Source organism: Bradyrhizobium sp. 4 (genome assembly GCF_023100905.1).
Taxonomy (GTDB): Bacteria; Pseudomonadota; Alphaproteobacteria; order Rhizobiales; family Xanthobacteraceae; genus Bradyrhizobium.
Genome location: NZ_CP064686.1, coordinates 6031695 through 6048809, shown reverse-complemented (window position 1 = coordinate 6048809; position 17115 = coordinate 6031695). Strand labels below are relative to the sequence as shown.

General features: G+C 64.1%; 23 protein-coding genes and 1 pseudogene. 11 read left to right on the top strand and 13 right to left on the bottom strand.

What is annotated here, in order from left to right; genetic code table 11:
• Nucleotides 1–75: 75 nt before the first annotated feature.
• Nucleotides 76–291, bottom strand: a complete 216-nt coding sequence (locus IVB45_RS28910) for a hypothetical protein (protein ID WP_247358540.1) — start codon at nucleotides 289–291, stop codon at nucleotides 76–78.
• Nucleotides 292–523: 232 nt separating this feature from the next.
• Between IVB45_RS28910 and ettA the strand changes: the two genes are divergently transcribed.
• Both ettA and IVB45_RS28900 read left to right on the top strand, forming a co-directional pair.
• A complete protein-coding gene (gene ettA, locus IVB45_RS28905; RefSeq protein ID WP_027519709.1) occupies nucleotides 524–2173 on the top strand; it encodes an energy-dependent translational throttle protein EttA in 1650 nt (549 codons plus the stop codon).
• 7 nt (nucleotides 2174–2180) lie between these two features.
• On the top strand, nucleotides 2181–3407 hold the full coding sequence (locus IVB45_RS28900; RefSeq protein ID WP_247358542.1) for a lytic murein transglycosylase: 1227 nt from the start codon (nucleotides 2181–2183) through the stop codon (nucleotides 3405–3407).
• 86 nt (nucleotides 3408–3493) lie between these two features.
• Here the strand turns inward: IVB45_RS28900 and IVB45_RS28895 are convergent, their stop codons facing one another.
• Both IVB45_RS28895 and IVB45_RS28890 read right to left on the bottom strand, forming a co-directional pair.
• Complete coding sequence (locus IVB45_RS28895; protein WP_007613695.1) at nucleotides 3494–3778, bottom strand: hypothetical protein; 285 nt, start codon at nucleotides 3776–3778, stop codon at nucleotides 3494–3496.
• Nucleotides 3779–3990: 212 nt separating this feature from the next.
• Nucleotides 3991–4335, bottom strand: a complete 345-nt coding sequence (locus IVB45_RS28890; protein WP_247358544.1) for a hypothetical protein — start codon at nucleotides 4333–4335, stop codon at nucleotides 3991–3993.
• A 135-nt stretch (nucleotides 4336–4470) separates the two neighbouring features.
• On the opposite strand from IVB45_RS28890, the gene IVB45_RS28885 reads away from it, so the two are divergent.
• From IVB45_RS28885 to bfr, 3 genes and pseudogenes are all read left to right on the top strand, one after another.
• Nucleotides 4471–4770: a hypothetical protein gene (locus IVB45_RS28885; RefSeq protein ID WP_027570625.1), complete on the top strand. Its 300-nt coding sequence runs from the start codon at nucleotides 4471–4473 to the stop codon at nucleotides 4768–4770.
• Nucleotides 4771–4932: 162 nt separating this feature from the next.
• Nucleotides 4933–5205: a (2Fe-2S)-binding protein gene (locus IVB45_RS28880; RefSeq protein ID WP_027570626.1), complete on the top strand. Its 273-nt coding sequence runs from the start codon at nucleotides 4933–4935 to the stop codon at nucleotides 5203–5205.
• Between the two features lie 133 nt (nucleotides 5206–5338).
• Nucleotides 5339–5822: pseudogene (bfr, locus tag IVB45_RS28875) on the top strand (bacterioferritin).
• Between the two features lie 85 nt (nucleotides 5823–5907).
• On the opposite strand, the gene IVB45_RS28870 reads toward bfr, so the two are convergent.
• The 4 genes from IVB45_RS28870 to IVB45_RS28855 form a co-directional block, all read right to left on the bottom strand.
• Nucleotides 5908–6510 carry an MSMEG_1061 family FMN-dependent PPOX-type flavoprotein gene (locus IVB45_RS28870; RefSeq protein WP_247358545.1) on the bottom strand — a complete coding sequence of 201 codons (603 nt, stop codon included), beginning with the start codon at nucleotides 6508–6510 and terminating at the stop codon, nucleotides 5908–5910.
• 31 nt (nucleotides 6511–6541) lie between these two features.
• Entirely contained in the window at nucleotides 6542–6976 is a 435-nt protein-coding gene (locus IVB45_RS28865; protein WP_247358547.1) for a DoxX family protein, read from the bottom strand.
• 41 nt (nucleotides 6977–7017) lie between these two features.
• On the bottom strand, nucleotides 7018–7362 hold the full coding sequence (locus IVB45_RS28860; RefSeq protein WP_247358549.1) for a hypothetical protein: 345 nt from the start codon (nucleotides 7360–7362) through the stop codon (nucleotides 7018–7020).
• A 145-nt stretch (nucleotides 7363–7507) separates the two neighbouring features.
• Nucleotides 7508–8599 carry an alpha/beta fold hydrolase gene (locus IVB45_RS28855; protein WP_247358551.1) on the bottom strand — a complete coding sequence of 364 codons (1092 nt, stop codon included), beginning with the start codon at nucleotides 8597–8599 and terminating at the stop codon, nucleotides 7508–7510.
• Nucleotides 8600–8724: 125 nt separating this feature from the next.
• Between IVB45_RS28855 and IVB45_RS28850 the strand changes: the two genes are divergently transcribed.
• Nucleotides 8725–8991, top strand: coding sequence for a DUF2277 domain-containing protein (locus IVB45_RS28850; RefSeq protein ID WP_018454139.1), 267 nt, complete (start codon nucleotides 8725–8727; stop codon nucleotides 8989–8991).
• A gap of 96 nt (nucleotides 8992–9087) precedes the next feature.
• Entirely contained in the window at nucleotides 9088–9303 is a 216-nt protein-coding gene (locus IVB45_RS28845) for a hypothetical protein (RefSeq protein ID WP_018454140.1), read from the top strand.
• Between the two features lie 9 nt (nucleotides 9304–9312).
• Here the strand turns inward: IVB45_RS28845 and IVB45_RS28840 are convergent, their stop codons facing one another.
• The 3 genes from IVB45_RS28840 to fabG all read right to left on the bottom strand — a co-directional run bounded on the left by IVB45_RS28840 (nucleotide 9313) and on the right by fabG (nucleotide 11182).
• On the bottom strand, nucleotides 9313–9831 hold the full coding sequence (locus tag IVB45_RS28840) for a collagen-like protein (protein ID WP_247358552.1): 519 nt from the start codon (nucleotides 9829–9831) through the stop codon (nucleotides 9313–9315).
• Between the two features lie 113 nt (nucleotides 9832–9944).
• Entirely contained in the window at nucleotides 9945–10193 is a 249-nt protein-coding gene (locus IVB45_RS28835) for a helix-turn-helix domain-containing protein (RefSeq protein WP_018454141.1), read from the bottom strand.
• A gap of 221 nt (nucleotides 10194–10414) precedes the next feature.
• Entirely contained in the window at nucleotides 10415–11182 is a 768-nt protein-coding gene (gene fabG / locus IVB45_RS28830; protein WP_247358554.1) for a 3-oxoacyl-ACP reductase FabG, read from the bottom strand.
• A gap of 274 nt (nucleotides 11183–11456) precedes the next feature.
• On the opposite strand from fabG, the gene IVB45_RS28825 reads away from it, so the two are divergent.
• Together IVB45_RS28825 and IVB45_RS28820 are read left to right on the top strand one after the other, a co-directional pair.
• The gene (locus tag IVB45_RS28825) at nucleotides 11457–13016 is read left to right on the top strand and encodes an outer membrane beta-barrel protein (protein ID WP_247358555.1); all 1560 of its coding nucleotides are present in this window, start codon (nucleotides 11457–11459) and stop codon (nucleotides 13014–13016) included.
• Nucleotides 13017–13194: 178 nt separating this feature from the next.
• Nucleotides 13195–13680 (top strand): J domain-containing protein, encoded by a 486-nt coding sequence (locus IVB45_RS28820; protein WP_247358557.1) that lies wholly within the window; start codon nucleotides 13195–13197, stop codon nucleotides 13678–13680.
• A gap of 4 nt (nucleotides 13681–13684) precedes the next feature.
• On the opposite strand, the gene IVB45_RS28815 is transcribed toward IVB45_RS28820, so the two are convergent.
• From IVB45_RS28815 to IVB45_RS28805, 3 genes are all read right to left on the bottom strand, one after another.
• Nucleotides 13685–14320, bottom strand: a complete 636-nt coding sequence (locus tag IVB45_RS28815; protein ID WP_247358558.1) for a hypothetical protein — start codon at nucleotides 14318–14320, stop codon at nucleotides 13685–13687.
• Nucleotides 14321–14569: 249 nt separating this feature from the next.
• Nucleotides 14570–14830: a hypothetical protein gene (locus IVB45_RS28810; protein WP_007613673.1), complete on the bottom strand. Its 261-nt coding sequence runs from the start codon at nucleotides 14828–14830 to the stop codon at nucleotides 14570–14572.
• 153 nt (nucleotides 14831–14983) lie between these two features.
• Nucleotides 14984–15370: a RidA family protein gene (locus IVB45_RS28805; protein ID WP_247287926.1), complete on the bottom strand. Its 387-nt coding sequence runs from the start codon at nucleotides 15368–15370 to the stop codon at nucleotides 14984–14986.
• Nucleotides 15371–15816: 446 nt separating this feature from the next.
• Between IVB45_RS28805 and IVB45_RS28800 the strand changes: the two genes are divergently transcribed.
• Together IVB45_RS28800 and IVB45_RS28795 are read left to right on the top strand one after the other, a co-directional pair.
• A complete protein-coding gene (locus IVB45_RS28800) occupies nucleotides 15817–16251 on the top strand; it encodes a hypothetical protein (protein ID WP_247358560.1) in 435 nt (144 codons plus the stop codon).
• A gap of 116 nt (nucleotides 16252–16367) precedes the next feature.
• Nucleotides 16368–17096 carry an SDR family oxidoreductase gene (locus tag IVB45_RS28795; protein ID WP_247358562.1) on the top strand — a complete coding sequence of 243 codons (729 nt, stop codon included), beginning with the start codon at nucleotides 16368–16370 and terminating at the stop codon, nucleotides 17094–17096.
• The last annotated feature ends 19 nt before the right edge of the window (nucleotides 17097–17115 follow it).

Here is a 17115-nt window from a genome sequence, read left to right as displayed (position 1 = left end):
CAGGCCATGGTTGCGCGCAATCAGGACCGTGCGCAAGCCGTTCGCGTCTTCAAAAATCCGACAGCTGATAAAGGCTCAGAGGTCGCGGGGCTTGAGCCGGAACGGCGCATTCATGCCGTGCTTGGCACGCCAGGCGGGGCCGGGGCCGCGCATGTAGTGCAGTTCGGGCCGGTAGGGATTGAAAGCGGGGGCGAAGAAGCGCTTCCAGAAGCCCTTGATCTCCGAGGCAAATGCGGCGGCGCTGCCGGCTTCCGCCGGAACGGGAAGGGAATGGGTCTCGATCATGGCCATGACGCTGTCTCGCTATGCTCCCGTTCATTCTGAGCGGGTGGCGCTGTTTCCGCGCGAAAACGAGCTTTGGCCTGATTTATTAAAAGATGGTTTCAATTGTCCGGATCAGCGGCGGGATGGTGTCCGTCCCGTATTCATCCGTGGTGAACGGAGGGAAAACATTGCCCTTTGGGGGCGGGATCGCTACATCGGCGGCAAGCAAATTTCCTCAAATCGAAGGTTTTCGGGACCGATGGCGCGCCAGTTCATCTATTTCATGCAGGGCCTGACCAAGAGCTACCCGACCCGGAAGGTGCTCGATAACATCCATCTGAGCTTCTACCCGGACGCCAAGATCGGCGTGCTCGGTGTCAACGGCTCGGGCAAGTCGACGCTGCTCAAGATCATGGCCGGCCTCGACAAGGAGTACAACGGCGAGGCCTGGGTCGCCCAGGGCGCCCGCGTCGGCTATCTCGAGCAGGAGCCGCATCTCGATCCGGCACTCAGCGTGCGCGAGAACGTCATGCTGGGCGTCGCCAAACAGAAGGCCATCCTCGATCGCTACAACGAGCTGGCGATGAACTACTCCGAGGAGACCGCCGACGAGATGACCAAGCTGCAGGACGAGATCGAGGCCCAGGGCCTCTGGGATCTCGACAGCAAGGTCGACCAGGCCATGGACGCGCTGCGCTGTCCGCCCGACGATGCCGACGTGTCGAAACTCTCCGGCGGTGAGCGCCGCCGCGTCGCGCTGTGCAAGCTGCTGCTCGACCAGCCTGAGTTGTTGCTGCTGGACGAACCGACCAACCATCTCGACGCGGAATCGGTGTCGTGGCTGGAAGGCCATCTGCGCAACTATCCCGGCGCGATCCTGATCGTCACCCATGACCGCTACTTCCTCGACAACGTCACGAGCTGGATTCTCGAGCTCGATCGCGGCAAGGGCATTCCCTACGAGGGCAATTACTCGTCCTGGCTGCAGCAGAAACAGAAGCGGCTCGAGCAGGAGGGCCGCGAGGACGCTGCGCATCAGAAGACGCTCGCCCGCGAGCAGGAATGGATCGCGTCCTCGCCGAAAGCCCGCCAGGCCAAATCCAAGGCGCGTTATCAGCGCTATGACGAGCTCCTGAAGCAGGCGAGCGAAAAGCAGACACAGACCGCGCAGATCACGATTCCGGTGGCCGAGCGCCTAGGTCAGAACGTGGTCGACTTCGAAGGGCTCAGCAAAGGTTTCGGCGATCGCATGCTGATCGACGATCTCACTTTCAAGCTGCCGCCCGGCGGTATCGTCGGCGTGATCGGCGCCAACGGCGCCGGCAAGACCACGCTGTTCAGGATGATCACCAAGCAGGAACAGCCGGACAAGGGCACCATCACGGTCGGCGAGAGCGTTCATCTCGGTTACGTCGACCAGTCGCGCGACGCGCTCGATGGCAGCAAGAACGTGTGGGAGGAGATCTCCGGCGGCAACGAGCTGATCCTGCTCGGCAAGAGAGAAGTCAATTCACGCGGCTATTGTTCGTCGTTCAACTTCAAGGGCGCCGACCAGCAGAAGAAAGTCGGCGCGCTCTCCGGCGGTGAACGCAACCGCGTGCACCTTGCGAAAATGCTGAAATCCGGCGCCAACGTGCTGCTGCTCGACGAGCCGACCAACGACCTCGACGTCGACACGCTGCGTGCGCTCGAAGAGGCGCTGGAGGATTTCGCCGGGTGCGCCGTCATCATCAGCCATGATCGCTGGTTCCTCGACCGCATCGCGACCCACATCCTGGCCTTCGAAGGCGACAGCCATGTCGAATGGTTCGAGGGCAACTTCCAGGACTACGAGAAGGACAAGATGCGCCGGCTCGGCCAGGACAGCATCATTCCGCATCGCGTGAAGTACAAGAAGCTGACGCGGTGATCTCGGCATGATGCGGCGGGTGCTCATAGCTGCGGTGATCGCTATCACCTGCGGCCTGTCGCCCGCCCGCGCCGCTGATGCCGCCTTCACGCAGTTCATCGCCTCGCTGTGGCCGGAGGCGGAGGCCGCTGGCGTATCGCGCGCGACGTTCGAACGAGAAACGCGCGGCCTCGAGCCGGATTACAAGCTGCCGGATCTGATCCTGCCGGGGCGGCCCGCGACCGGGGCGCCGTCGCAGGCCGAGTTCGTGCAGGTGCCGGCGGACTATGTCAGGGAAGCCTCGATCGCGCGGCTTGCGGGCGAGGGGCAGCGGCTGCTGCAAAAATATCGTCCGGCCCTGACCGAGATCGAGAAGAGCTCGGGCGTGCCGGCCACCGTCATGCTGGCGATCTGGGGCCGCGAGACCGACTATGGCCGCTACACACTGCCTTACGATCTCGTGCGCGTGCTGGCGACGCAGGCCTATGTCGGCCGTCGCAAGGACACCTATCGCAACGAGTTCATCCTCTCGCTGAAAATTCTCGGTGACGGCGTGGTGACACGCAAGGACATGCGCTCGTCCTGGGCCGGCGCGACCGGGCTCACGCAATTCCTGCCGTCCGAATATTACAAGCACGGCGTCGATTTCGACCGCGACGGCCGCATCGACATCTGGCATTCGGTGCCGGATGCGCTGGCCTCCGCCGCGCAGCAGCTCGTCAACAAGGGCTGGCAGAGCGGCGTGCGCTGGGCTTACGAGGTGCAGGCACCGGCCAAGGTCGATTGCACCGCCGGCGTGCCCGAGGTGACGAAGCCGATCGGACAGTGGCTGCGCGAAGGCTTTGTGCCGGTGCGTGGACAAAAGCTCACTGCCGCCGAGCAGGCCCAGCCGGCCTCGCTGCTGCAACCCGAAGGCATCTACGGCCCGTCCTTCCTGACCACGAAGAACTACTTCGTCATCAAGGAATACAATTTCTCCGATCTCTACGTGCTGTTCGTCGGCCATCTCGCCGACCGCATGACGAGCCCGCAACCGTTCGCGACGCCGTGGTCTGCCTCGAAGCAATTGCGAACCAGAGATGTCGAGGCGATGCAGCGCGGGCTCACGCGCGCGGGGCTCTACAAGGACAAGATCGACGGCAAGGCGGGCATGCAGACGCGCGCTGCGCTCGGCGCCTACCAGAAGTCCGCAGGCCTCAAGGTCGATTGCTGGCCGAGCGAAGAGGTGCTGCGCTCGATCCAGGCGGCGCCGTAGGCACAGGGCCAGCCAAAAGAAAAAAGCCCGGCCGAGGTGCTCGGCCGGGCTTCGATCGCGGCGCTCATGAGCGCCATGCGATCAGATCAGTAGCAAACGCGAACCGGGCGGACGGTCCAGCCGTAGCCGTCCCAGTAGCGCTGGCGCTGCCAGTAGCAGGGCGGCGGCGGCGGGCCGGGCTCGGCCACGTAAACCGGTCCACCATAGGCGGGACGGCTCGATGCGATTGCGCCGCCGACGATCGCGCCGCCGATCAGGCCGGCTGCGATGCCGACGCCGACGCCGTCATGGGCCTGGGCGGATGGCGTAGCGGTCACCAGCGAACCGGCGATCGTCGCAACCGTGAGGGCGGCAACTAAAGTCTTCTTCATACTCTTGGCTCTCCTGAGAGATGGATGCTCCTTGTTAGGAGCGCCCGGGGTTCAAAGGTTCACGCAGACTCTGATGGAAATGGCCTTGCAGCTAGGAAGCGCGCAAATGGTCAATCTGCGGTAAACGCGCACGGAGCTGTGACGAGAAAAAGCGGTCTTTTTCAGGCCCCTAGATGAACGGCGCATCTGGAATGAACCGGCTTGGGGCGACTTCAGCCACAGACTCTGGCGCGGCGGACGCGCCAGGCATAACCGTCCCAGAAGCGCTGCTTCTGCCAGACGCAGCCGTTGCCGTAATAGTCGTCGGCGACGTAGCCCGGGCCCGGCGCGTAGTAGCGCGGCGGATAGTAGCCCGGGCTATATCCCGGACCATATGCGTAGCCGGGGCCAGGGCCGGGCCCGTAATAGTACGGAGAGGCCAGCGCCCCACCGACAATGGCGCCCCCGATGATTCCGGCTGCCACGCCCGCGGCAACGCCGCGTTGCGCCTGGGCTGGTGTAGCGGCGCTAAGGGCCACAGCGGCGACGGCAGCGATTGCCAGGAGCGACTTCTTCATTGACTGACCTTTCAAGCAAAACACGCGGGAACTCTTTGGGGGTAAAGTTCCATACTTCGATTGAATGATCAATGAACGGCACCTTTGCCGGGGGCGACCAATTAACATGGACCGCAGCTCTGCCAGGGGAGGGCGATGATGGGCAACGCGATGATAAATGCATTGATCGCTGCCGGGATCGTCGTCGCAATCGGCTACGGCTGGATCACCCATCTCCAGAACCGCGGCCAGCGGCGCTCCCGCGCCGGGGCCAGCGGCAATAGCGGTGGCGACACTTCCGCGGGCACGAGCGACGGCTTCTCATTGGGGAGCTGGTTTTCCAGCGACAGTTCCGGCAGCGCGACCGACGGCGGCAGCTGTTCCAGCAGCGATGGCGGCAGTAGTGGCGGAGATTGCGGGGGCGGCGGCGATGGTGGAGGCGGCGGAGGCGACTAGATCCGCCGCAATCTTGATCCAGCGCAAGGCCCTATTTTAGAGCCGTTCTAGGCTGTTTCCGGGCTAGTTTGGAATAGCTTCAAATTCCGCTTTTTCCTTTTGCATCCGGCCGGCCCCTTAAATATCGATGATGGCGCATCACCAAAAGGGCCTGCCGCTTCCATGATCGTTTGTTCCTGTAACGTGCTGAGCGATGACGACATCCGCGCCGCCGTCGCCGAGTCCGACGACGCCGTGCGCCATGCCAAGCAGGTCTATGGATGTCTCGGCTGTAGCGCCGAATGCGGCCGCTGCGCTCGGACGATCAAGACCATTATCGACGAAGCGCTTGGCCCTTGTGCCTCGTCCTGCTGCTCCGGCTGCCCGCACAACCACACTGTGGCTGCCAATGACGAAACGGCCCAGCCGGCCGAGTTCGCCCTCGCGGCCTGCTGAAATCTTCCGCAACCCTGGCTGAGCTTTTCCCCGGCTGCGTCCCCGTAGCCGGTTGCCCCAGTCCTCAAACTCATTTAGAAGCGTTCTAAATTCGGTTTACGGCCGATTTGGACTGCAAGAGCTGGAGTGAACCATGCAGGGCGACGCAAAAGTTATCGACTATCAAGGCACTGCGTCACGAGCTGACTGCGATCAACCAGTACTGGCTGCACTACCGCTTCCTCGACAATTGGGGCCTGCGGGACATGTCCAAGGTCTGGCGCAAGGAGTCCATCGAGGAGATGGAGCACGCCGACAAGCTCACCGAGCGGATCCTGTTCTTCGACGGCTTCCCGAACATGCAGGTGCTCGATCCCTTGCGTATCGGCCAGAACGTCAAGGAGATCATCGAGTGCGATCTCGCCGCCGAGATGAGCGCGCGGGCGCTCTACCAGGAAGCGGCGACCTACTGCCACAGCGTCAAGGACTACGTCACGCGCGACCTGTTCGAGAAACTGATGAGCGACGAGGAGCACCACATCGACTTCCTCGAGACCCAGCTCGACCTGATCGGCCGCATCGGCCTCGAACTCTATACCCAGAAGCACGTTGGCGGGCTCGAGGGCGAGGGGCACTAGTTCGGCGCGTTAGCGCTGCCACAAACTCCGTGCCGGTCTGATGCGCAATTGCGCGCCAGGCCGGGACGACAGTCCACGACGCCAGCTACAACTGCGTCTTGTAGAGCTCTTCCACGATCTCCTGGCTCTGCGGCTCACCAAGGCCGGTCTGCTCGTGGACCACCTCGACGATGCTCGGCATTACCGAGCGCGGCACCTTCTCGGATGACCACAGCTTCGAGCGCATCAGGGCCTTGCCGCAGTGGAAATAGACTTCGCTGACGGCGACGTTCAGCACCGCGCGCGGCGACTTGCCAAATTCCACCATTGAGGCGAGCAGGTCCGGATCGGCCGACAGCGTGCCGCGACCGCCGACGCGCAGCGTCTCGTCGATGCCGGGGACGAAGAACAACAGATGCACGAAGCCCGAGCCCTCCACCACATTCCGAAAACTGTCGATCCGGTTGTTGCCGGAGCGATCAGGCATCAGCAGCTGGTTGGGGCCGGCGATGTGGACGAAGCCAACGCCGCCGCCGCGTGGTGAGGCATCGACGCTGCCATCGGCTCCCGACGTCGCGAGCACACAAAACGGCGACATCTCAATGAATTTTTTCGCGTGCGCATCGATCGCGGGGCGCGCTTTCGCGATCACGCGCGGGCTCGGCTGGGCATAGATGGTAGCGAGGTCTTCGGCGCAAAGATCAGTCACGAAGGTCTCCCTGGTGGAATGTCTGAGAATATCATCTCCCGGCGCGATCGCTATCCCCCTTGTCGCGCCGCCACGGCCAGTCGATCACGCCAGCGCAGTACAAAGCCCACCAGATCAGCACCGGCTGCAGCGCCAGTCGCGGCCCGTGATAGAGCCAGCTGTTGGGGATGGGTGGAAGGTCGATGCCCTCCAGGGCATGCTTGATGTTGGCCGGCCACACGCAAAGCGCATAGAGCGCGAGCGCAACGCCTGCCCACCAGCGCAGCGGCTTCGTCACCAGCGCAACCGCTCCTGCGATCTCGCAAACGCCAGTGATGAGGATCAACTGTGTTGCAAACGGAACCCAGGCCGGCGTGATCGCAAGCAGCTTGTCGGGGACCCGCAGATGCGCGATGCCGGCCACGATGTAAAACGCTGCCAGCACAAAGCGCATCACAGCGCGCGTTCTGTCGTTCGCAGGAGCCATCGGCCGAACTAGCACGCGCGGCGCCGAGGCGCTATCGCGCGCTACACCGCATCGGCCGGCACGAAGCAACTAATGATGACGGCGCCGCGGTGACGGACGTACCACACAACGGCCTGACCCACCGGATTGCCGCGGTCGCGGATGATGGCGCGCTCGGGCACCTCCATCCATTGTCCCTCGATCGGCACCCAATAGGCACCGCTGCGCACGTCGTACTCCGTGCGATGGCCGTCGGAGACATCACAGCAGGGCACGCCGTTCGGTGCGATCACGCTCTTGAACCAGGCGCGGATGTCGGGCGGGACGTGATCATATTGCCCGTTGTCGAACGCGAACGCGGCGCCCGTCAGTGCCGCGAGCCAAACGCACAGTGCGAGCCTGTGCATGCGATCCTCCTCATCGCGTGTCGTGCCGTTGGCGCGCGATTTTCCCACGCGTCGATTCGGACATCGACGCAATTAAGCCCGAGCCGTCAGCGTAATGCATGCTCAAATAATATGCGGGCTAGACGACCGTTGATGCGATGCAAAATCAGCGGCGCGCAGATTCGATCGTTTGCTGCGGCGCGGCTTGCAGAAATTGCTCGACCTGCTCGCTGTAGAATTTGGCGTTTCCGGTGGTGCCGTGGCCGCGCGTCTCGGTGCTTGCCGGGATGAGATACAGTTTGCTGTTCTTGACCCGCGTCATCGCAGCGTCCGTGATGCCGGTCTCAGGCGGATTGCGTTCGTCGTCGGCTGAATTGATCAGCAGCAGCGGCGCTTCGATGGCCCCCAGCTTCTCGCCGGCATTGTAGTCATGCGAGGACTCCCACTGGTAGACGAAGTCGTTGGCATCTGCCGTGATCGGCATGGCCAGCCGCTCGTCGACGATCTTGTCGGCCTTCGCCGCCGTCGGCGCCTGCGATTGATAGGCCAGCGTTCCACCGATGCTTGCAATGCCGTAGGCAGTGATGGCGTATTTCATCATGCGCGGCTGGCTGGTGTAATTGCCGCCGTTGTAGTCGGGGTCGCTGCGGATGGTGTCGAGCATGATCCGCCGCAGCATCCAGTTGCGCGACGCCATCTCGGTCGGCTGCGAGGCCATCGGGATCAGCGCGTCCATCGCCTTCGGATATTTCTCGCCCCACAGCCAGGTGTGCATGCCGCCCATCGAATTGCCGAAGACCAGCCGCAGATGCTTGACCCCGAGCCCTTCCGTCACCAGGCGATACTGAGCTTCGACCATGTCGTCGTAATCGTATTTCGGGAAGCTCGTCTTCATCCCGTCGGACGGTTTTGACGATTTGCCATGGCCGATATTGTCGGGGATGATGATGTAATATTTGGAGGCATCCAGTGGCTGCCCCGCGCCGAACAGCTCGCCGCCGAAGGCGGGCGACAGCATGCTCGCGCCTGAGCCGCCGGTGCCGTGCAGCACCAGGACCGGCTGGCCGCTCGGCTCACCCACGGTGGTGTAGTGCAGCTTCAGCTCCGGCATGGTCTCGCCAGTGTGGAACTTGAAATCCCTGGCGACCCAGTCGCCCTGTTTCGGCGCCGGATAATCGGCCGCCCATGCGGATGTCGAGATGGCCGCCAACGAGACGGACAACAGGATGGCTGACAGCGCCGCGCAGGAAGCTTTCATGTCTATTTCCCCCGTGCGGCTCTGGTCGGCGGCCGCGTTGCGGCGGAACTTAGCAGAACTGTGCGGAAGGATGTAGGATTTCGTTTTCGCCGGTCGTCCTTGAGGGAAAGGTCAGGAGAGACTGCATGTGCCGCAACATCAAGACGCTGTTCAACTTCGAGCCGGAGGCGACGGAGGATGAGATCCACGCCAGCGCGCTCCAGTTCGTTCGCAAACTGTCCGGCTTCAACAAGCCGTCGCAGGCCAACGAGGCGGCCTTCGACCGTGCGGTGGCGGAGGTCTCGGAGGCTGCGCGAAAACTTCTGACGTCGCTGCACACCCATGCCCCGGCACGCGACCGTGAGGTCGAGGCGGAAAAGGCCAAGGAACGTTCGCGGCTGCGGTTCGGTTAGGCGGCTCGCGCGTCCGTTCCGTGACCTGGCTCACGGTGAAAACGGTCTCAACGCGCGATGATGTTCGCCGGGCCTTTGACACCCGGGAGCACGACCATGAGCCGCCCTCTTCTTCCGCTGAAAGCAGGTGCCATCGTCTTCACGCTGCTGTGGACCGCGTGGATGACGTGGTGGAGCGGCTCGTTCTCGAGCGCGAACGTCGTGATCCTGGCCTTGTGCGGCGCAGCGGTCGGCTATCTCTGGTACCGCGCCATGCGCTGGCAATTCGAGCGCATGGGCATGCTGCCACGACGCGAGAATGGGACGAAATAGATTCGTCCGTCACTCCTTGTGGCCGTGCTTCTTCTTTTTCTTCTTCTTCCTGTGATTGTCGTCTTCGCTGCTCTCGTCCTCATCGCCGAAGGGTGCGTCGTCGGTTTCCTGCACGGCCGCTTCCAACGCGTCGCGCTCGGCGGCTTCACGCTCGCGCTGCCGGCGGCGCTCGTCCCAGGCGTCGAACAGCTGATCGAGCCACGGCAGCACCTGCTCGATCGACGGCAATGGGCCGGGCGGCCCGGCCTCGCCGCCCGGGCCTTGCGGCCCCGCCGGCCCTTGCGGTCCGACAGGTCCCGGTGCACCGGCCGCCCCGCGCGGTCCGGCTTCGCCCTGCTTGCCTTGCGGACCGGGCTTGCCCAGCGGTCCGGGCTTCCCGATCGGTCCCGGCTTGCCCTGAGGTCCTGGCTTGCCGCGCGCGCCATCCGGCCCGCGTTTGCCTGGATGACCCTGCGGTCCCGGCCGCCCCGGTTCGCCCTGCCGTCCGCGCGGTCCCTGAGGTCCCTGCCGTTTTTGTTCGTCTGCCACGCCGCTGCTCCCTTAACCGGAAGCAAGCTAATTAGCGGCGTTTGACGACAGCGGCAATTCCGCCCGGGCTCGCGCCTGCGCATGATCAACACCAATCGGCGGCACGTCGCGCGCTAGTCGTGATAGGCCGGCACCTCGATGCCGGACGCGGCATAGAGCCTGATCTTGTTGCGCAGCGTGCGCACCGAGAGGCCGAGCACGCGCGAGGCGCGCGTGCGATTGCCGTCGCAGCGCGCGAGCGTCTGCAGCACGAGCTCACGCTCGACCTCGTCGACGGTGGCGCCGATCAGCAGCGGAACGATCTGGTTCGGTGAAAGGACATACGCGCCCGGTTCGGACGCAGCGACATGAACAGTGGTCATCGACACACTCCCCGATCAACGCCCGCTTCCGTCTTTGGAAGCGGATCGAGAACAAACGACCCCCAAGCCGTAGATCTACGGTGGGCGGGTTTGGTTAACGAAAGGTTAACCGCAGGCGATCGCACGAATTGACCTTGGGAATGCCGCCGCACCGCCGCGATTGGCACGGATTGCATATTCCTGCGAGCATATCCTGCGTTACGGAGCGGGCATCACCCCGCTCACACCGTCCGGTATCCGCCGTCCACCATTACGATCGTTCCCGTGACGTAGGACGACATGTCCGACGCAAGGAAGATCGCGGGACCCACGATGTCCTCGGGCTTGCCGGTGCGCGCCAGCGGGGTGTGATCGACGAAGGCCTGCACCAGCGCCGGATTCGTCGCGCGCACATTGGCGTTGATATTGGTCTCGATGAAGCCCGGCCCGATCGCATTGACGCGCACGCCCTCCTTGCCGAGCTCGACCGCGAGCGCCTTGGTGAAGCCGAGCACGCCGTGCTTCGAGGTGGTGTAGGCCGCCGAGCTCGGCGTGCGCAGATGCACGAAGGACTGGATCGAGCCGATATTGACGATGCGGCCCTTGGCTGCGCGCAAGGGGCTGAGGAACGCCTGCGTCATGTTGAAGACGCCGTTGAGGTTGAGCGAGATGATGTCGTTCCAGTCCTTCGCCACTGTTTCCGGCTCCGCGGTGAAGGCGTTGCGGCGGGTGATGCCGGCATTGTTGACGAGGATCGAGACCTGCCCGACCTTGTCGGCGACTTGCTTGGCGAGCGCAAAGCAGTCGTCGCGCTTGGTCACGTCGAGCGCAAAGCTCTCGGCCTTGCCGCCGGACTTGCGGATCTCCACGGCGGCTTCCGCGACCGTGTCGGCGTTGACGTCGAGCAACACCACTTGCGCGCCCTCGCGGGCGTAGCCGGAAGCGATCGCCCGGCCGATGCCGGATCCGGCGCCCGTGATGACGGCGATATGGTTTTGGAGGAGAGGCATGGGCGTTTCCTTGGCTGGGTTTTCAACGTTGCCGGCAAGACTAGTTGAAAACGGAAGCGGCAGAAACGCCATGCCGCGCTGACGCCTTATGCAATCGGGCGTCGCGGTGACTTCCGGTGGACGTGGCAAAGATGCCACGGCACGGCACGAACATCGCCAGTTCGTTCTTGTCTGATCCGCCGTCGCTTGGGTCCAAGAAGTTTGGCGCCGTCAGCGTCACATCTGTCTCGAATATTTGGGGCGGCGGCGATTCCGCGCGGACGGGGTATTGGGCATGAAGAAATTGAGGGGCGGAAGCGCGGCTCTGGTCGCGTTCGTAGCGACGGTGCCTGCCTTGGCGGCGGATATCGGGGGCGCGCCGACGTACAAGGTCCCATCGGCGGTCACGTCACTCTGGGGCGGATTTTACGCGGGTCTTGGGCTCGGTTTCCGTGGTTCGCGCACGGACGCCACGGCGACATCGGAGACGGTCGCCGGCGCCCCGCAGAATTTGGCGGACGGTCGGCCGACAAGTGCGTCCTTCGACGGACTGGGCTTCCGCACCAGTGCCTTTAGCGGCTTCAACTGGCAATTGGCGCCGCAATGGATTGCGGGCCTCGAAGGCGATGTCGGCTTCGCCGACCAGTCCACCACGCGCCAGTCGCTGGCCTTCTCCCCCGGCTTCGTCCGCTTCGCCTTGCCGCCCGACAGCCTGACCGTAAAGACCGAGTGGGACGCCAGCCTGCGTGCCCGTCTCGGCTTCCTGCTCACACCTGCCACGCTGGCCTATGCGACCGGTGGCATCGCCTGGCAGCGGAGCTACATCAATTCGAATTGCGCCAACTGTCCCGGCTTTACGTTTTCGCCCGCCGTGATTTCTGCATCGTCTATCCAGGTTGGTTGGACCGTCGGTGGCGGCATCGAGACCGCGCTGGGCGGCAATTGGTTTGCACGCGCCGAATATCGCTACGCCGATTTTGGCGCTACACCGTTCACCATTGCTCGGACCGCCGTGCCCGCTTCGGGCTTCAATTCGACCGCGGACAAATTCGATCTCAAGATCCAGACTCACGCCGCCTCGTTCGGCCTGGCCTACAAGTTCGGCGACCGGATCGTGGCAGGAGCGCAGGCAGCGATGATCACCAAGGCAGCGCCGATCGCGATGTCATGGACCGGCCCGTATCTCGGTCTTGGACTCGGCGTCCGCGCGCAGCAGGTGGATACGGCGGCAACGTCGGAACTGTTTGGCGTTGCACTGATCCCGCTCGAGAAGAACACCGTGCCGTTCAACGGCACCGCCTTCCGCGCCAGTCCCTATGCCGGCGTCAACTGGCAATTCGCTCCCAAATGGGTCGCCGGCATCGAAGGCGACGCCGGCTTTGCCGACCGGACCGTCACGCTGAGCGGATATCCGGTGTCGCCGGCGTTCGGCACCTTCCACGAGAGCGCCGATTCCCTTGTGGTGAAGTCAACATGGGACGCGAGCCTGCGCGCGCGTCTCGGCTTCCTGGTGACGCCGGCGACGCTGCTATTCGCGAGCGGCGGTGCGGCATGGCAGCATGACGAGGTGATCTCGACCTGCGGGAGCGCGCCCTGCCGGACCTTGTTTAATTTATCGCCGTCTGTGATAACGAACTCCACGACGAAACTGGGCTGGACCCTCGGCGGTGGCCTTGAGACGGCGCTGGGCCATCACTGGCTGGCGCGCGCCGAATACCGCTTCGCCGATTTCGGCACGTCGACTTACGCAATCAGCCGAACGTCGCACTTCGCGCCCAGCAACACCGTCGATACTTTCGATGTCACACTGCGCACCCACGTTGCGACTTTCGGTCTCGCGTATCAGTTCAACTGATCGTGCCGGGTCTGGCGGTCCATCCGGCGGGGGCGTAACGACCGCGATGCGGTCTGCGCGCAGCTGGGACAATTTCCTTCAGGATTCGTTTCGAAGTTTCATGAAAGGCTAATTCGAAATTAAGGGGTCGGAAACGGCGGCCTTGGCATACTGGTCTTGATTGCTAAACGTTGCGCGCATGATGGAACGGCTTGAATCCTGGAAACTCGCACTCGAACGCCTGCGGTCGGCGGACGGCGCCGATTGGGCCGAGGCCGGACGGCTCGTGGCCGAGATCGCGCGGATGAGCACCGATACCATGCTGCGTCAAGCCGCCGAGCAGGCGCTTCCGGTGCTGCGCCAGGCCGTGGACAATGACGATCACAGCGTCACGCTGGCGGCCCGGCGCCGTCTCGGCGTGGTGCTCGATGTCGTTCACGACCTGACGGCGCCGCGCTTCGGCCGCCGCAATGCTGCGCCGAAAAAATTGTCCAGCGAGGATCGCGCCCGCAAGGTGCTCGGCCTGCCGCTCGCGGTGCAGCTCACCTGCGAGGACATCAACCAGGCCTATCGCCGCGCCGCCAAGGGCATGCACCCCGACCAAGGCGGCAGCGCGGAAGCGTTCATCGATCTCGCCGCCGCGCGCGACCTCCTGATCCATCCCCGCGCCTACAAGGACGCGTGAGGGCTTAGCTCTTGTTCACGCAGCTCGGATAGGGCGCGGCTTCGCCTGCTACGATCGGGCAGAGCTCGATCGGGCTGAGTGCGCGCAAACGCGCCTGCCAGCGGTCGTCGTTCACCGGCGGCTCGTCGCTTTCGGGGCCGCGCTCGGCCCACTGGATCGTGTAATAGTCGGTCGTACCCTTCAGCGTGACCAGGAGCGCGGTCTCGCTGTGCCGGGTCGGGCCGCTGTCGACGCGGCCGCAGCCGATCACGGCGACGAAACCTTCGAAGCGGCCGAACGCGGTGGCGCCAAGCGACCTCGCCGCAAAGCTGTCGGGGCAGGCGGATTTGAAACCGCCTGCGATCGAGCCCGCGAATCTTTCCGGCGATGAACCGGGAGTGGTCGTCATGCCCTTCTCGCCGGTCACGGTGATCATCTCGGTCCAGCGTTCGGGCGTCTCGCCCTTCAGCACGGCCTCGCGGATGTAGTGGCCGCCCTTGGTGTTCTCGAACACCGCGGAAAAATTCGAAGGCATCGCGAAGCTGACCAACTGGCCGAACACCGGCGAGATCACGCGGAAGGATTGCGGAGCCTGTGCGTTCGCCGTTGCGGCGAGAAGCAGCGATGCGGCCAGAACCGTTGCTGACGTCGGTGCGCGCATCGATTGGCTCCAAAGCCAGGAGGTGAGAAAACAAGCGGGCAAAAACAAGCGGGCAAGGATGCTGGTTGGCGCGGGACGCCGGGGGCGCCCCGGACAAAATGTGAGTAGGTCCGCCAACGGGCCAGGTTCAAAGCGGATGCGCGGAAAAAACGCGTGACGACGGCCGAAAAACCAATGGCGCGTCCAAAAAGAAAAGGACGGACCGCTCGCGCGATCCGCCCCTTCGAAATCCGGTCTGTCGCCTCACGCCTAGAGCGTGCAGCGGCGCTCCGCGCGCAGCTTGATCTGGAGCTCCGAGGCGGCCGTGAAGGTCGGAAGCGGCTTGCTGACGACCTTGTAGGTCGACACGCCCCATTGGAACGGCTTGTACTTCAGGTCCTCGTTCCAGACCTGGCAGATGCCGGTGTTGTCCCAGCGGATCACGTAATAGCCGACCGCCGCGGAGGCCGGCACGGCGAACACGGAGGTGGCGATGCCGGCAACGGCACAGAGGGCGAGAACGCGACGCATGAAATATCTCCTGATGGGGAACGTGACACGGAAATTGGTGCGGCAAAATGGTGCGGCTGGCAAGCGGGGCGGCGACCGTTCACGGATATGTCAGCCGTTCGTCGGCTGTTCGAACGATCCTTATCCCTTGACTATCGCCTGACGAGCACACGTCTACCCCTTGGCCAGCGACGCCACCGCCTCGATCTCGATCAGCATCTTCGGATCGGGCAGCGCGTGGACCACGCAGGTGGTGCGGGCGGGGTAGGGCGGCGGGCCGAAGGCGCCGGCATAGAGCGCGTTCATGGCGGCGACGTCCGAGGCGCGGGTCAGCAGCACGTTGACCTTGACGAGATCGCGGATCTCGGCGCCGGCCTCTGCCAGCACGCGCTTGATGTTGACGGCGACGTTGGCGAACTGCGCCTCGAAGCCGTCCGGCAGCGCGCCGCTCGCGTCGAAGCCGGGAATGCCGGAGACGAACAGGAGATCGCCGGCGCGCGTGGCAAAGGATAGCGGCGGCGCCTTGACGTGCGGCGGCGGTGCGAAATGCTGGATCGGCATGGATCACCTCGGATGGACAGCTGGAAGCGCAAGCGTAGCGGCAGGCCGGGGCGCCTCCAACAAAAAACGCGAAAACAACCCCATGCACAGTAGCCATCCCGCGGGAACCATTGATGTTTTTTTGGCTTCGGAAAAGCAAAATAATCGATTGCTCCGGCGGGCAAAACAGGAGCAGAATGGCATGATGGCAGTGGTGCCTGGTCGCGCCAAACTCCGCCGTCATGCCCCGGCTCGACCGGGGCATCCAGTACGCCGCGGCGTCTCGGTTCACCATCGCCCTCCCTGGAATACTGGATCGCCCGGTTAAACCGGGCGATGACAGTTGAGTGCGTTGCTACAGACCACGACTCACGCCCAGCCCATCATGTTGCCGCCCCGATCCATCGGATACATTCGCGGCGTCTGATTCGTTTTCCTCCTTGAAGAATAGCCCCCCGGAGACCCCCATGAAGTTCGCATCAACCTTCCGCGCCGCGCTGGTCGGCATCGCCGCGCTGGCCGGCCTCTCGACCTCGGCGCTGGCCGACGGCGGCACTGTGGTGCTGACGATCTACAAGGCGGGCTGGATCATCGGCGGCTCCGGCGGCTCGGGCGTGATGAACTTCCGCGGCCGCGCCTATTCGCTCTCGACCGGCGGGCTCGACTACGGCCTCGTCTTCGGCGGCTCCAAGACGGTGCTGCGCGGCCGCGTCTCCAACATCAACCGGCCCTCCGACATCGCCGGCGTCTACGGCGCCGCCGGTGCCGGCATCGCAGTGGGCCGCGGCGCCCGCGCGATCGTGCTGACCAACCAGAAGGGCGCCGTGCTCGAGCTGTCCGGCACGCAGGTCGGCCTGATGGCGAATGCGGACCTGAGCGGGCTTGCGATCACGATGCGGTAGGGCGGGTGCGAGAGGTGGGCAAGCGCGCTTGCGCCGTGCCCACCATCCCTCCCCGACAATTCCGCCCGGGATCGCTATACTCCCGATCCCGGTGACCTCGGCAAGATAGGGATCCCATGGCGAAAGAGTTGGAAGGCAAGATTGCGGCCGTGACCGGGGCTGCGTCGGGCATCGGATTGGCCAGCACCGAGGCAATGCTGGCCGCGGGCGCGCGCGTGGTGATGGTCGACCGCGACGAGGCCGCGCTCAAGGCGCTCTGCGACAAGCACGGCGACGCAGTGATGCCGCTGCTCGTCGACCTGCTCGACCCAAAAGACTGCGCAACGTTGCTGCCGCGCGTTCTGGAGCAGGCCGGCCAGCTCGACATCCTGCATGCGAATGCCGGCACGTATGTCGGTGGCGATCTGGTCGATGCCGATACCATGGCGATCGACCGGATGCTGAGCCTGAATGTCAACGTCGTGATGAAGAACGTGCACGACGTGCTGCCGCACATGATCGCGCGCGGGACCGGCGACATCATCGTCACGAGCTCGCTGGCGGCGCATTTTCCGACGCCATGGGAGCCGGTCTACGCGTCGTCCAAATGGGCGGTCAACTGCTTCGTCCAGACGGTGCGGCGCCAGGTCTTCAAGCACGGCATCCGCGTCGGCTCGATCTCGCCCGGTCCGGTCATCAGCGCCCTGCTTGCGGACTGGCCGCCGGAGAAGCTGAAGGAAGCTAGGGACTCCGGAAGCCTGCTGGAGGCCAGCGACGTGGCCGAGGTCGTGATGTTCATGTTGACGCGGCCGCGCGGCATGACAATTCGTGACGTGGTGATGCTGCCGACCAATTTCGACCTTTAGAGCGCTGCGGGTTACGCTT

Coding starts and splice junctions, on each gene's coding strand:
- IVB45_RS28855 (WP_247358551.1), bottom strand. CDS start 8,599: ATGAAAGCTTCCTGCGCGGCGCTGTCAGCCATCCTGTTGTCCGTCTCG.
- IVB45_RS28845 (WP_018454140.1), top strand. CDS start 9,088: ATGAGCCGCCCTCTTCTTCCGCTGAAAGCAGGTGCCATCGTCTTCACG.
- IVB45_RS28890 (WP_247358544.1), bottom strand. CDS start 4,335: ATGAAGAAGTCGCTCCTGGCAATCGCTGCCGTCGCCGCTGTGGCCCTT.
- ettA (WP_027519709.1), top strand. CDS start 524: ATGGCGCGCCAGTTCATCTATTTCATGCAGGGCCTGACCAAGAGCTAC.
- IVB45_RS28815 (WP_247358558.1), bottom strand. CDS start 14,320: ATGCGCGCACCGACGTCAGCAACGGTTCTGGCCGCATCGCTGCTTCTC.
- IVB45_RS28805 (WP_247287926.1), bottom strand. CDS start 15,370: ATGCCGATCCAGCATTTCGCACCGCCGCCGCACGTCAAGGCGCCGCCG.
- IVB45_RS28865 (WP_247358547.1), bottom strand. CDS start 6,976: ATGGCTCCTGCGAACGACAGAACGCGCGCTGTGATGCGCTTTGTGCTG.
- fabG (WP_247358554.1), bottom strand. CDS start 11,182: ATGCCTCTCCTCCAAAACCATATCGCCGTCATCACGGGCGCCGGATCC.
- IVB45_RS28860 (WP_247358549.1), bottom strand. CDS start 7,362: ATGCACAGGCTCGCACTGTGCGTTTGGCTCGCGGCACTGACGGGCGCC.
- IVB45_RS28800 (WP_247358560.1), top strand. CDS start 15,817: ATGAAGTTCGCATCAACCTTCCGCGCCGCGCTGGTCGGCATCGCCGCG.
- IVB45_RS28850 (WP_018454139.1), top strand. CDS start 8,725: ATGTGCCGCAACATCAAGACGCTGTTCAACTTCGAGCCGGAGGCGACG.
- IVB45_RS28795 (WP_247358562.1), top strand. CDS start 16,368: ATGGCGAAAGAGTTGGAAGGCAAGATTGCGGCCGTGACCGGGGCTGCG.
- IVB45_RS28820 (WP_247358557.1), top strand. CDS start 13,195: ATGATGGAACGGCTTGAATCCTGGAAACTCGCACTCGAACGCCTGCGG.
- IVB45_RS28825 (WP_247358555.1), top strand. CDS start 11,457: ATGAAGAAATTGAGGGGCGGAAGCGCGGCTCTGGTCGCGTTCGTAGCG.
- IVB45_RS28810 (WP_007613673.1), bottom strand. CDS start 14,830: ATGCGTCGCGTTCTCGCCCTCTGTGCCGTTGCCGGCATCGCCACCTCC.
- IVB45_RS28835 (WP_018454141.1), bottom strand. CDS start 10,193: ATGACCACTGTTCATGTCGCTGCGTCCGAACCGGGCGCGTATGTCCTT.
- IVB45_RS28895 (WP_007613695.1), bottom strand. CDS start 3,778: ATGAAGAAGACTTTAGTTGCCGCCCTCACGGTTGCGACGATCGCCGGT.
- IVB45_RS28900 (WP_247358542.1), top strand. CDS start 2,181: ATGATGCGGCGGGTGCTCATAGCTGCGGTGATCGCTATCACCTGCGGC.
- IVB45_RS28885 (WP_027570625.1), top strand. CDS start 4,471: ATGATGGGCAACGCGATGATAAATGCATTGATCGCTGCCGGGATCGTC.
- IVB45_RS28910 (WP_247358540.1), bottom strand. CDS start 291: ATGGCCATGATCGAGACCCATTCCCTTCCCGTTCCGGCGGAAGCCGGC.
- IVB45_RS28880 (WP_027570626.1), top strand. CDS start 4,933: ATGATCGTTTGTTCCTGTAACGTGCTGAGCGATGACGACATCCGCGCC.